This window comes from Franconibacter pulveris (assembly GCF_056780215.1).
Genome location: NZ_CM165555.1, coordinates 1,875,972 through 1,888,827 on the forward strand (window position 1 = coordinate 1,875,972; position 12,856 = coordinate 1,888,827).

General features: G+C 60.0%; 12 protein-coding genes. 9 read left to right on the plus strand and 3 right to left on the minus strand.

Annotated features, from left to right (window positions below):
- Positions 1-82 precede the first annotated feature (82 nt).
- From ACU4F7_RS09020 to ACU4F7_RS09035, 4 genes are all read left to right on the plus strand, one after another.
- Complete coding sequence (locus ACU4F7_RS09020) at positions 83-634, plus strand: NAD(P)H nitroreductase (protein ID WP_024559603.1); 552 nt, start codon at positions 83-85, stop codon at positions 632-634.
- 145 nt (positions 635-779) lie between these two features.
- A complete protein-coding gene (gene selD, locus ACU4F7_RS09025; protein ID WP_024558045.1) occupies positions 780-1,823 on the plus strand; it encodes a selenide, water dikinase SelD in 1,044 nt (347 codons plus the stop codon).
- A 4-nt stretch (positions 1,824-1,827) separates the two neighbouring features.
- Positions 1,828-3,783: a DNA topoisomerase III gene (locus tag ACU4F7_RS09030; protein ID WP_481638469.1), complete on the plus strand. Its 1,956-nt coding sequence runs from the start codon at positions 1,828-1,830 to the stop codon at positions 3,781-3,783.
- Between the two features lie 81 nt (positions 3,784-3,864).
- The gene (locus tag ACU4F7_RS09035) at positions 3,865-4,041 is read left to right on the plus strand and encodes a hypothetical protein (protein ID WP_048888235.1); all 177 of its coding nucleotides are present in this window, start codon (positions 3,865-3,867) and stop codon (positions 4,039-4,041) included.
- 54 nt (positions 4,042-4,095) lie between these two features.
- Here ACU4F7_RS09035 and gdhA read toward each other — a convergent pair whose 3' ends face one another.
- Positions 4,096-5,439: an NADP-specific glutamate dehydrogenase gene (gene gdhA / locus ACU4F7_RS09040; protein WP_029592606.1), complete on the minus strand. Its 1,344-nt coding sequence runs from the start codon at positions 5,437-5,439 to the stop codon at positions 4,096-4,098.
- Positions 5,440-5,688: 249 nt separating this feature from the next.
- Here gdhA and ACU4F7_RS09045 point away from each other — a divergent pair, with 249 nt between their 5' ends.
- A complete protein-coding gene (locus ACU4F7_RS09045; protein WP_029592607.1) occupies positions 5,689-6,006 on the plus strand; it encodes a YnjH family protein in 318 nt (105 codons plus the stop codon).
- Here the strand turns inward: ACU4F7_RS09045 and ACU4F7_RS09050 are convergent.
- Both ACU4F7_RS09050 and xthA read right to left on the minus strand, forming a co-directional pair.
- Positions 5,966-6,379: a pyrimidine (deoxy)nucleoside triphosphate diphosphatase gene (locus ACU4F7_RS09050; protein ID WP_029592609.1), complete on the minus strand. Its 414-nt coding sequence runs from the start codon at positions 6,377-6,379 to the stop codon at positions 5,966-5,968. The genes ACU4F7_RS09045 and ACU4F7_RS09050 overlap by 41 nt on opposite strands.
- Before the next feature lie 145 nt (positions 6,380-6,524).
- Positions 6,525-7,331 carry an exodeoxyribonuclease III gene (gene xthA, locus ACU4F7_RS09055; protein WP_029592610.1) on the minus strand — a complete coding sequence of 269 codons (807 nt, stop codon included), beginning with the start codon at positions 7,329-7,331 and terminating at the stop codon, positions 6,525-6,527.
- A gap of 464 nt (positions 7,332-7,795) precedes the next feature.
- Here xthA and ACU4F7_RS09060 point away from each other — a divergent pair, with 464 nt between their 5' ends.
- Genes ACU4F7_RS09060 through astB form a run of 4 tightly spaced genes read left to right on the plus strand, consistent with a single transcriptional unit; the run spans position 7,796 to position 12,844 of the window.
- Positions 7,796-9,016, plus strand: a complete 1,221-nt coding sequence (locus ACU4F7_RS09060) for a bifunctional succinylornithine transaminase/acetylornithine transaminase (RefSeq protein ID WP_481638470.1) — start codon at positions 7,796-7,798, stop codon at positions 9,014-9,016.
- Positions 9,013-10,050, plus strand: coding sequence for an arginine N-succinyltransferase (gene astA, locus ACU4F7_RS09065; protein WP_024558053.1), 1,038 nt, complete (start codon positions 9,013-9,015; stop codon positions 10,048-10,050). Before ACU4F7_RS09060 ends, astA begins: the two co-directional genes overlap by 4 nt.
- A complete protein-coding gene (gene astD / locus ACU4F7_RS09070) occupies positions 10,047-11,522 on the plus strand; it encodes a succinylglutamate-semialdehyde dehydrogenase (protein WP_481638471.1) in 1,476 nt (491 codons plus the stop codon). The genes astA and astD overlap by 4 nt, the downstream gene beginning before the upstream one ends.
- The gene (gene astB, locus ACU4F7_RS09075) at positions 11,519-12,844 is read left to right on the plus strand and encodes an N-succinylarginine dihydrolase (protein ID WP_481638472.1); all 1,326 of its coding nucleotides are present in this window, start codon (positions 11,519-11,521) and stop codon (positions 12,842-12,844) included. The genes astD and astB overlap by 4 nt, the downstream gene beginning before the upstream one ends.
- Positions 12,845-12,856: the final 12 nt, after the last annotated feature.

Below are 12,856 nucleotides of genomic sequence, written 5' to 3' on the forward strand. Positions count from 1 at the left end.
CAGCAGGAAAGAGGGGCGATGCTGTAACAAAAGAGGGCGCTGTGTTAATTTTGTAAACAAAATGCATGACAGGAGAGACCTGATGGACGCACTTGAACTGCTCGTTAACCGCCGTAGCGCCTCCCGGCTGGCCGAACCTGCGCCAGCGGGGGAAGCGCTGGAAAATATCCTGCGCGCCGCGATGCGCGCCCCCGATCACGGCACCCTGCAGCCCTGGCGATTCTTTATTATCGAAGGCGAAGGGCGTGAGCGCTTTAGTCAGCTGCTGGAAAAAGCCGCACGGGAAACCGGGCAGGATGAAAAGGCTATCGAGAAAGCGCGCAACGCGCCGTTTCGCGCGCCGATGATTATCACCGTGGTCGCGCACTGCGAAGCGCACCCGAAAGTGCCGCAGTGGGAGCAGGTGGCTTCTGCCAGTTGCGCGGTCATGGCGATGCAGATGGCGGCGCTGGCCCAGGGCTTCAACGGCATCTGGCGCAGCGGCGCGCTAACGGAAAGCCCGCAGGTTCGCGAAGCGTTTGAATGCCGCGAGCAGGATCGGATTGTTGGTTTTCTCTATCTCGGCACCCCGCAGTTGAAAGCCTCCACCACCATCAGCGTGCCTGATACCGCGCCTTTTGTTCGCCATTTTTAATAAAAACGCCTCTGGCTGTCTGGATTGTGAGCAAAAGCGGCGCAATTCAGACAGCCATACTTATCACTCTCTCTTTCTGGCGCTACCATAGGCGCGCGTCGTCCCGCCCGCAGGGTGCGACACCGTTCATCAACAGGAGAGGTCCATGAGTGAGCAAGCTATTCGTTTGACGCAATACAGCCACGGAGCCGGTTGCGGTTGTAAAATTTCCCCGAAAGTGCTGGAGACCATCCTGCACAGCGAGCAGGCGAAGTTTGTCGACCCGAACCTGCTTGTGGGCAACGAAACCCGCGACGACGCCGCGGTCTACGATCTGGGCAACGGCACCTGCATCATCAGCACCACCGATTTCTTCATGCCTATCGTTGACGATCCGTTTGACTTTGGCCGCATCGCCGCCACCAACGCCATCAGCGATATTTACGCCATGGGCGGCAAACCGATCATGGCGATAGCCATTCTCGGCTGGCCCGTTAACACGCTGGCGCCGGAAATTGCCCGCGACGTGATTGAAGGCGGCCGCGCCGCCTGCCAGCAGGCGGGCATCAGCCTCGCAGGCGGCCACTCCATCGACGCGCCTGAACCCATTTTCGGCCTCGCGGTGACCGGCGTCGTGCCAACCGAGCGGGTGAAGAAAAACAGCACCGCTGAAGCGGGCTGCAAACTCTTCCTTACCAAGCCGCTCGGCATCGGCGTGCTGACCACCGCCGAGAAAAAGTCGCTGCTGCGCGATGAGCATAAGGGTCTGGCTGCTGAAGTGATGTGCCGTATGAACAAAGCGGGGGCGGATTTCGCCAGGGTTGAAGGCGTGAAGGCGATGACCGACGTGACCGGCTTCGGCCTGCTTGGCCACCTGAGCGAAGTGTGCCAGGGGGCGGGCGTGCAGGCGGAAATCTGGTATCAGGAGGTGCCGAAGCTGCCGGGTGTGGAAGACTATATTGCCCAGGGCGCGGTGCCGGGCGGCTCGGCGCGCAACTTCGCCAGCTACGGCCATCTGATGGGCGAGATGCCGGAAGCCTGGCGCAACCTGCTGTGCGACCCGCAAACCTCCGGCGGCCTGCTGCTGGCCGTCACGCCGCAAGCCGAAGCGGAAGTGGCTGCCATCGCGGCGGAGCACGGCATTACGCTGAGCGCCATCGGCGAACTGAGAGACGCCCGCGCGGGCCGTCCGATGATTGAGATCCGCTAACGCCATGCGGTTGTTTATCGCCGAAAAGCCCAGCCTCGGGCGCGCCATCGCCGACGTGCTGCCTAAGCCGCACCGCAGAGGCGATGGTTTTATCGAATGCGGAAACGGCCAGGTAGTGACCTGGTGCGTGGGCCACCTGCTTGAGCAGGCGCAACCCGATGCGTATGACAGTCGCTATGGGCGCTGGAACCTGGCGGACCTGCCTATCGTGCCGGAAAAGTGGCAGTTGCAGCCGCGCGCCTCGGTGACCAAACAGCTCAACGTGATTAAAAAGCTGCTGCGCGAAGCGAGCGAAGTGGTGCACGCGGGCGACCCGGACCGCGAAGGACAGTTGCTGGTAGACGAAGTGCTGGACTACCTGCAGCTGCCGGCGGAAAAACGCAAGCAGGTACAGCGTTGCCTGATAAACGATCTCAACCCGCAGGCGGTGGAGCGCGCTATCTCCCGTCTGCGTGAAAACCGCGAGTTTGTGCCGCTCAGCACTTCTGCGCTGGCCCGCGCCCGCGCTGACTGGCTGTATGGCATCAACATGACCCGCGCGTATACCCTCCTTGGGCAAAATGCCGGCTATCAGGGAGTATTGTCGGTTGGGCGCGTGCAAACGCCGGTGCTGGGGCTGGTAGTCAGGCGCGACGAAGAGATAGAAAATTTCATACCCAAAGATTATTTCGAAGTGAAAGCGCATATCGTCACGCCGAAGGATGAGCGCTTTGTCGCCATCTGGCAGCCCAGCGAGGCGTGCGAGCCGCACCAGGATGAAGAGGGCAGGCTGCTTAACCGCGCGCTTGCTGAGCATGTCGTGAAGCGTATCGCCGGGCAGCCCGCGCGGGTAACGGCCTACAGCGATAAGCGCGAATCGGAAGCCGCGCCGCTGCCGTTTTCCCTTTCGGCATTACAGATTGAAGCGGCGAAGCGCTTTGGTTTTTCGGCGCAGAACGTGCTGGATATCTGCCAGAAGCTCTATGAAACCCACAAGCTGATTACCTACCCGCGTTCCGACTGTCGCTACCTGCCGGAAGAGCATTTTGCCGGACGGCACGCGGTGATGAAGGCGATTGGCGTTCACGCAAGCGATCTGCTGCCGCAGCCGGCGGTGGATCCGGAGCGCCGTAACCGCTGCTGGGATGATAAAAAGGTCGATGCGCACCACGCTATCATTCCGACAGCCCGCAGCGCTTCCGTTTCGCTTAACGACGGCGAGGCGAAAGTGTACGGGCTTATCGCCCGCCAGTACCTGATGCAGTTCTGCGCTGACGCGGTATTTCGCAAATGCGTTATCGACCTTGATATCGCAGGCGGCAAGTTTATCGCCAAAGCGCGCTTTCTGGCGGAAGCGGGCTGGCGCACGCTGCTTGGGGCGAAGGAGCGGGATGAAGAAAACGATGGTTCGCCTTTGCCGGTGGTCGCCAAAGACGATGAGCTGCTGTGCGAGCATGGCGAAGTGGTGGAGCGTCAGACGCAGCCGCCGCGCCATTTCACCGACGCCACGCTGCTTTCCGCGATGACCGGCATCGCCCGCTTTGTGCAGGATAAAGATCTCAAAAAAATCCTGCGCGCCACCGATGGGCTGGGAACAGAGGCCACCCGTGCAGGGATTATCGAGCTGTTGTTTAAGCGCGGTTTTCTGGAGAAGCAGGGGCGCTATATTCGCTCGACCGAGCCGGGCCGGGCGCTTATCCATGCGCTGCCGGAGCTGGCGGCGCGTCCGGACATGACGGCGCAGTGGGAATCGACGCTGACGCAAATCAGCGAGAAGCAGTGCCGCTATCAGGACTTTATGGCGCCGCTGGTGCAAACCCTCTACGCGCTGATAGACCAGGCGCGCAGCGCGCCGGTTCGCCAGTTCCGCGGCCTCGCGGCGCCGCAGGCCAAAGGGCAGCGAAAATTTAAAGGCGGCAAGAAAGGCGGCGGACGCAGTAAAAAAACCGGCGCGCCCGCGTCGGGCGACGCGGCGGAATAAGCCCCTTGTTTAAGTGTGGTTTTACTTTATCATGTCGGCGCCGCGGGTGCGGCGTAACGGATAACGCGACAGGTGTTTTCAATGGACAATGAAACGAAAGTACTGCAACTGATGAAAGAGGCCGGCAAGCCGGTTTCGGCGGGTGAAGTTGAAAAAGTTTGCGAGCTCGATCGCAAAGCCATCGATAAGGCGTTCAAGAACCTGAAAGCGCAGGGGCGCATTGTCTCCCCGGTTCGCTGTAAATGGCAACCTGCTTAGCTGACCTTGATAAGCCTGCGTCGCGCCGACGCAGGCTTTTTTATTACCCGCCGTTCAGATAACGCCCTGCGCCAGCATCGCGTCCGCCACTTTCACAAAGCCCGCGATATTGGCGCCGCGCACATAGTTTACCTGGCGCTCGCCTTCGCCATAGGTCACGCAGGCGTGGTGGATGTCGTGCATGATGTGGTGCAGGCGGGCGTCCACTTTCTCTGCTTTCCACCCCATACGCGCGGCGTTCTGCGCCATCTCAAGCCCGGAAGTGGCGACGCCGCCCGCATTGGCCGCTTTTCCTGGAGCAAAAAGCACGCCCGCCGCCAGAAACGCGTCGGTAGCCTCAATCGTGGTGGGCATATTCGCGCCTTCCGCCACGGCTTTTACGCCATTGGCGATGAGCGTTAACGCCGCCTCGAGATCCAGTTCATTTTGCGTAGCGCAGGGCAGGGCGATATCCACCGGCACGCTCCAGGGCTGTTTGCCTTCCAGATATGTCAGCTTAAACTCGCGCGCGTAATCGGCTACGCGGCCGTCGCGGCTTGCCTTAATCTGCGCCAGTCGCGCCAGCTTTTCCGTCGTGAAGCCGCTTTCATCCACCACCGTGCCGTTGGAATCGGAGGCGGTGATGACGCGCGCGCCGTAAAGCATCGCTTTTTCAATAGCGTATTGCGCAACGTTACCGGAGCCGGAGACCGCCACGCGCATCCCTTCAAGCGCCATGCCGTGCTGCTTGAGCATGGCGTCGGTGAAGTAAATCAGCCCATAGCCGGTCGCCTCCGGGCGAATCAGGCTGCCGCCGAAAGAGAGCCCTTTGCCGGTAAAGACGCAGGCGTTGTGGTTGCTGAGCTTTTTCATCATGCCTGCCATATAGCCGACCTCGCGCCCGCCTACGCCGATGTCTCCCGCCGGAACGTCGGTATCCGGGCCGAGGTGGCGCCACAGTTCGGTCATCAGCGCCTGGCAAAAACGCATGATTTCACCTTCGCTCTTGCCTTTCGGGTCGAAATCGCTGCCGCCTTTGCCGCCGCCCATGGGCAGCGTCGTCAGCGCATTTTTAAACGTTTGTTCAAAACCGAGGAATTTCAGAATCGATAAGTTCACGGATGGATGAAAGCGCATGCCGCCTTTATAGGGGCCGATGGCGGAGTTGAACTGCACGCGCCAGGCGCGGTTGACCTGCACTTCATTACGATCATTTACCCATACGACGCGAAACTGAATAATCCGCTCCGGTTCGACAAGGCGCGCCAGTAAAGCGTGGTCGCGGTAGTGAGGGTGGTTATCCAGAAAAGGCCACAGGGTGGTCATTACTTCGCGCACCGCCTGGGCGAATTCCGGTTGGTGCGGGTCGCGCTGCTGCGCAGAGGAAAGAAACTGCTCCAGAGTAAGATGTTGTCCCATAAGGTATAAGCTCCTTTTATAGATAAATGATTTTATTTGTGGAATTTATGAATAAAAATGCGCCAGCCCGGCGACTATACCATTCAGTTAAGGCGATAAAGCAAGCAAAATTTGTCGGCTGTCCGGTGGCTTTTTTTTGTTATCATCATGAAAACTTATGACAAAAAGCGATATATTGACGAAGCTTGTGAGATATGGCGCAGTAGCGGTTAACGGCGCGGCGTAACCGTAATCATCAGGAGAAAATGCATGCACAGGATAAACGTAGTGCTGGCGGGAGGATTACTGCTGCTGTCGGGCTTTTGCGCAGCGGGAGAGCGTTATCATTCTGGTTCCGACGGGTATCCCGAGGAGAGCTACCCGTCGGATATTGGCGTTGCCGTACCGCCGGAAGTGTTCAGCAGCGGCGGTCATCGCCCGCCGCCCTGTAACCAGTGCTGTATTTATCAGGATCAAAACTATTCGGAAGGGGCGGTGGTCAATGCCCAGGGCGTCATGCTGCAATGCCAGCGCGATGAAAAAACGGTTAGCACGAACCCGCTGGTCTGGCGTCGCGTGCAGCCATAAACGCGGCGAGCAGGGGGATATCCGCCGGAGCAAGATCATAACGCGGCGCGTCGGCGGGGTCGCACCACACCAGCGCGCTGTGGCAGTGAGCGGTCAGCATGCCTGCGAAATCGGCCACATGCCAGGCGTGCAGACGGATGCGTCTGCCGCTGACTTCCTGCTCGTGGCTCGCGACATAGCGGCCCACGTGCGCCTTAATGCCTAATTCTTCCGCCAGCTCGCGCGCCAGCGCCTGCGGCTGGCTTTCTCCCGCTTCCACTTTGCCGCCGGGAAACTCCCAGCGTCCCGGCTGGTCGCCGCTGGCTGGCCGCTGCGCCAGCAGGATTTTGCCCTGCTTTTCGATAATAGCGGCGACAACATCAATCGTTTTCATAAGCTTAAGATGAAAAAAGAGACGCCCGTGCTCGCCTTACCGCTCCCCTCAGGGGAGAGACGGCGAGCGGGACGGACAGAGTAGGCTGTGGATTTCGCTTTGCGCGCTCACCCTGAAAGAAAGGCGAGCACGCTTATCGCGACGCTTAAAGCTTAAATGTCGCCCACACCGGTGCATGGTCGGACGGTTTTTCCATGGCGCGAATATCGTAGTCGATACCGGTTTCCACCAGACGCTCCATCAGCGGCGAGCTTGCCAGCAACAGGTCGATGCGCAGGCCGCGATTATCGTCAAAGCCGCGCGAGCGGTAGTCGAACCAGGAGAAGCGGTCGGTCGATTCCGGGTTAGCATGGCGGTAAGTATCCACCAGACCCCAGTTCAGCAGGCGGCCCATCCATTCGCGCTCTTCCGGCAGGAATGAGCACTTGCCGGTGCGCAACCAGCGTTTGCGGCTCTCTTCGCCGATGCCGATATCCAGATCCGTTGGGCTGATATTCATATCGCCCATGATAATCACCGGGTTTTCGCGCTGAAGCTCGCTTTCCAGATAAGCCTGCAGGTTTTGATAAAACGCCGCTTTAGCCGGGAATTTCGTCGGATGGTCGCGGCTTTCGCCCTGAGGGAAATAACCGTTAATTACCGTAATGTTGCCGATTTCAGACGGGATCTCCGCCATGATCAGACGGCGCTGCGCCTCTTCATCGTCCCCCGGAAAGCCCCGACGCACGGCGACCGGCGTCTCTTTTGTCAGCAGCGCCACGCCGTAATGCCCTTTCTGGCCGTGGTAGAAAACGTTGTAACCGAGTTTTGCTACCTCTTCGAGCGGGAACATATCGTCATGCACTTTCGTTTCCTGAAGACCGATGACGTCAGGCTGATGCTGCTCCACCAGCGCTTCAAGCTGATGGGGTCGGGCGCGCAGGCCGTTGATATTAAAAGAGACAAATTTCATAGTCGCTGCCACATTGCGGAAAGTCAGGCGTCAGAGAATACCAGAAAAGCCCCCGCATCGCTGCCCCCCTGCGGCAATCCTTTTAATTGCTCAGATGAATGGCTCGGTTTCGCCGTGATGCCCCGTTTCGGCGCATAGCGCCCCATTTCAGCGCATGGCGCCCTAAAAAAGGGCGCTTTTTTCATCTGAATCCTGCCTGCGATCACAAATCCAGAAGGATATTCGGTTTATGCATAACATTGCTTATTTATTTTTCTGCAACCGCAGCGCATCACGTTAATATGCACTGTTTATGCACTAATAGTGAATAATTCTGGTTCGTAAGTTGTTGATTTTCATCGCGCTGATATCAGTTATGCATTTTTGCGGCTGGCTGGCACGAAGCCTGCAATCTATTGTAAGAGCGCAAACACATCATATTTATTAACAAATCGACAACCATTAATTTACCGGAAGAGGTCGCTATGTCGCAGTCAATTACCCGTCAAAACTTTGATGAATGGATGATCCCGGTTTACGCGCCGGCGCCGTTTATTCCGGTACGGGCTGAAGGTTCGACGCTGTGGGATCAGGAAGGCAAGGAGTATATCGATTTTGCTGGCGGCATCGCCGTTAACGCGCTGGGGCACGCTAACCCGGAGCTGCGCAAAGCGCTGGAGGCGCAAGCGGCGAGGCTGTGGCACACCGGTAACGGTTATACCAACGAGCCGGTGCTGAAGCTGGCTAAACAGCTTATCGACGCCACGTTCGCCGATCGCGTTTTCTTCTGTAATTCGGGGGCGGAGGCCAACGAGGCGGCGCTGAAGCTGGCGCGCAAGTACGCCCACGATAATGTCGGTCCGCAGAAAAGCGGCATTGTCGCTTTCAAAAACGCTTTTCATGGCCGCACCCTGTTTACCGTCTCGGCGGGCGGCCAGCCAGCTTATTCTCAGGATTTCGCGCCGCTGCCGCCGCAGATTTCTCACGCCGTGTATAACGATCTCGCCTCCGCCCGCGCGCTTATCAATGACGATACCTGCGCGGTGATTGTCGAACCGATGCAGGGCGAGGGCGGCGTGGTGCCGGCCGACCCCGCTTTTCTGCAAGGGTTGCGCGAACTGTGCGACGCGCACAACGCGGTACTGATTTTTGACGAGGTGCAGACCGGCGTGGGGCGCACCGGTTCGCTTTACGCTTATATGCACTACGGGGTAACGCCGGATGTGCTCTCCACCGCCAAAGCGCTGGGCGGCGGTTTCCCGATTGGTGCCATTCTTACCACCGAGCGTTTCTCGAAGGTCATGGGCGTTGGCACCCACGGTACGACCTACGGCGGCAACCCGCTGGCGAGCGCGGTGGCGGGGCGTGTTCTGGAGCTTATCAACACCCCTGAAACGTTGCAGGGCGTGAAAGCGCGGCATCACGCTTTTATTGAACAGCTTACTGCGTTGAATGACCGTCTGAAGCTGTTTAAAGAAGTTCGCGGTCTCGGGCTGCTGCTCGGGTGCGTGCTTCACGATGAGTATGCCGGTAAAGCGAAAGCCATCTCTACGCTTGCCGCACAGGAAGGGGTCATGGTGCTGATTGCCGGCGGCAACGTGGTGCGCTTCGCGCCCGCGCTTAATATCAGCGAAGCGGAGATCGCCGCCGGGCTTGAACGCTTCGCCCGCGCGTGCAGCCGCTTTCTTGCGGAGGGTTCATCATGATGGTGATTCGCCCTATTGAGCATAACGACCTTGGCGCGCTGCTTGCGCTTGCCGGGAAAACGGGCGGGGGGCTTACCTCGCTGCCGGTCGATGAAGCGACCCTTAGCGCCCGCATTGAGCGCTCGCTGCAAACCTGGCGCGGCACGCTGCCGAAAGCTGACCAGGGCTATGTGTTCGTGCTGGAAGATACGCAAAGCGGCGCGGTGGCGGGCATCTGCGCGATTGAGGTGGCGGTGGGGCTGAACGATCCCTGGTATAACTACCGCGTCGGCACGCTGGTGCACGCCTCAAAAGAGCTGAATGTCTATAACGCGCTGCCGACGCTCTTTTTAAGTAACGATCACACCGGCAGCAGCGAGCTTTGCACGCTGTTTCTCGACCCGCAGTGGCGTAAAGAGGGCAACGGCTATCTGCTGTCGAAATCGCGCTTTATGTTTATGGCCGCCTTTCGCGAACGGTTTAATGAAAAGGTGGTGGCGGAGATGCGCGGCGTCATTGATGAGCATGGCTATTCTCCTTTCTGGGATAGCCTCGGCCAGCGCTTCTTCTCCATGGAGTTCAGCCGCGCCGACTACCTGTGCGGCACCGGGCAGAAAGCGTTTATCGCTGAACTGATGCCGAAACACCCGATCTACACTCACTTTTTGAGCGAGGCGGCGCAGGCGGTGATAGGTCAGGTGCACCCGCAAACGGCCCCGGCTCGCGCGGTGCTGGAAGCGGAGGGGTTCCGCTATCGCAACTATGTCGATATCTTCGACGGCGGCCCGACGCTGGAGTGCGATGTCGACCGGGTGCGCGCTATCCGTAAAAGCCGACTGGTGGAAGTGGCGGAAGGCCAGCCCGCCACGGGCGAGGATCTGCCCGCCTGCATGGTGGCGAATGAAAATTACGACATGTTCCGCGTGATGCTGGTGCGCGCGAATCCCCATACCGAGCGGCTGGTGCTGGACGGCGCTACCCTCGACGCCCTGAAATGTCGTCCCGGCGACACCGTGCGTCTGGTTCGTCTCTGCCCTGAGGAGAAAAAAGCATGAGTTTGTGGATTAACGGCCAGTGGCTGAACGGCAACGGCGAGGGGTTTGAGAAAACCAACCCGGTCAGTGGCGAAACGCTCTGGCAGGGTAAAGCGGCGGATGCGCAGCAGGTGGCGCAGGCGTGCAAAAGCGCGCGCGAAGCCTTTCCCGGCTGGGCGAAGCGCCCCTTCGCCGGGCGTCAGGCGATAGCGGAAAAGTTCGCGGCTTTGTTGGATGAGAACAAAGCGCAGCTCGCTGAAATCATCGCCCGGGAAACCGGTAAACCGCGCTGGGAAGCGGCGACGGAAGTGACGGCGATGATCAATAAAGTGGGCATTTCGGTAAAAGCTTACCAGACCCGCACCGGCGAACAGCACAGCCCGATGCCGGACGGCGCCGCCTCGCTGCGTCATCGCCCGCATGGCGTGCTGGCGGTGTTCGGTCCCTATAATTTCCCGGGCCACTTGCCGAACGGGCATATCGTTCCTGCGCTGCTTGCGGGCAATACGCTGGTTTTCAAACCCAGCGAGCTGACGCCGCACACCGGCGAAGCGGTGATGAAACTCTGGGAGCAGGCGGGGCTGCCGGCAGGCGTGCTGAACCTTGTGCAGGGCGGGCGCGAAACCGGCCAGGCGCTCTCTTCGCAACACGATATTGACGGGCTGCTCTTTACCGGCAGCGCGAATACCGGCTACCAGCTTCACCGCCAGCTTGCCGGGCAGCCGGAGAAAATCCTGGCGCTGGAGATGGGCGGCAACAATCCGCTGATTGTGGAAGATCCCGCGGATCTCGACGGCGCGGTGCATCTGGCTATTCAGTCCGCTTTTATTACCGCCGGTCAGCGCTGCACCTGCGCGCGTCGTTTGCTGGTGAAGCGGGGAGACGCGGGCGACGCATTTCTTGCGCGCCTGGTGGAAATCAGCCGCCGCATTCAGCCCGACCGCTGGGACGCCGAACCGCAGCCGTTTATCGGCGGGCTGGTGTCGGTGCAGGCGGCGGAGCGGGTGCTGGAGGCCTGGCAAGGGCATCTGGCGCGCGGCGGCAAACCGCTGCTGACCCCAACGCTGCTGCGCGCGGGCAGCTCACTGCTCACGCCTGGCATTATCGACATGAGCGAAGCGCGCGACGTGCCGGATGAAGAGGTTTTCGGCCCGCTGCTTTGCGTTTATCGCTACGACAGCTTTGATGAAGCCATTCGCATGGCCAATGATACCCGTTACGGGCTGGCGAGCGGGCTGATTTCACCCGACCGCGAGCAGTTTGAACAGCTGCTGCTGGAAGCGCGGGCGGGCATCGTCAACTGGAACAAGCCGCTTACCGGGGCGGCGAGCACCGCGCCGTTTGGCGGCGTGGGCGCGTCCGGCAACCACCGCGCCAGCGCGTGGTACGCGGCGGATTATTGCGCCTGGCCGATGGCCTCGCTGGAAAGCCCGAGCTTTACGCTGCCGGCAACCTTAAGCCCGGGGCTGGATTTCACTAAGGAGCAGGCATGAAAGCGCGCGAAGTTAACTTTGACGGGCTGGTGGGCTTAACCCACCACTACGCCGGGCTGTCGTTTGGCAACGAAGCTTCTACGAAGCACCGCTACCAGGTTTCTAACCCGAAACTCGCCGCGCTTCAGGGGTTGCGCAAGATGAAAGCCCTTGCGGATGCGGGCTTCGCCCAGGCGGTGATCCCGCCGCAGGAGCGTCCTGGCGTCGAGGCGCTGCGCCTGCTGGGCTTTAACGGCACAGACGAGCAGGTCGTGGAGAAAGCCTGGCGGCAGGCGCCGCACCTGCTGAGCGCCGCGAGCTCGGCCTCTTCGATGTGGGTGGCTAACGCCGCGACGGTTTGCCCTTCCGCCGATGCGCTGGATGGCAAAGTGCACCTGACCGTCGCCAATCTTAACAATAAATTCCATCGCGCCAGCGAAGCGCCCACTACCGAACGGCTGCTGCGCGCCATTTTTCGCGATGAAGCGCATTTTTCCGTTCATCCGGCGCTGCCGCAGGTGGCGATGTTCGGCGACGAGGGGGCGGCTAACCATAACCGCCTCGGCGGCGACTACGGCGAGCCGGGCATTCAGCTTTTTGTCTATGGCCGCGAAGAGAGCGGCGGGCTTATCCCGGCCCGCTACCCGGCGCGTCAGACGCTGGAGGCAAGCCAGGCGGTGGCCCGCGTAAATCAGGTTAACCCGAAGCAGCTGATTTTCGCCCAGCAAAACCCGGCGGTCATCGACCAGGGCGTGTTTCATAACGACGTTATCGCCGTGTCCAATCAACAGGTGCTTTTCTGCCATGAGCAGGCGTTTCTTCATCAGCAAGATGTGTTAGGCGAACTGCGCGCAAAAGTGCCGGGCTTTATGGCGCTCGAAGTGCCGACGAACCAGGTCTCGGTGCAGGACGCTGTGGAAACGTACCTTTTCAACAGCCAGTTGCTAAGCCGCGACGATGGCTCAATGGTGCTGGTGCTGCCGGAGGAGTCGCGCCAGCATGAAGGCGTCTGGCGCTATCTGAATGCGCTGGTCGCCAGCGACAACCCGATAAACGAGCTGAAGGTGTTTGACCTGCGTGAAAGCATGGCCAACGGCGGCGGTCCCGCCTGCCTGCGCCTGCGCGTGGTGTTGAACGACGCGGAGCGCCAGGCGGTTAACCCTGCTGTTATGATGAACGACGCGCTGTTCGAAACGCTTACCCGCTGGGTAGAGAAACACTACCGCGACCGGCTGACGCAGGCGGATCTCGCCGACCCGCAGCTGCTGCGCGAGGGCAGGGAGGCGCTGGAAGAACTGACCCGCTTGCTACACTTAGGGTCAGTTTATCCATTCCAGCGTTAATAAGGAGGCACG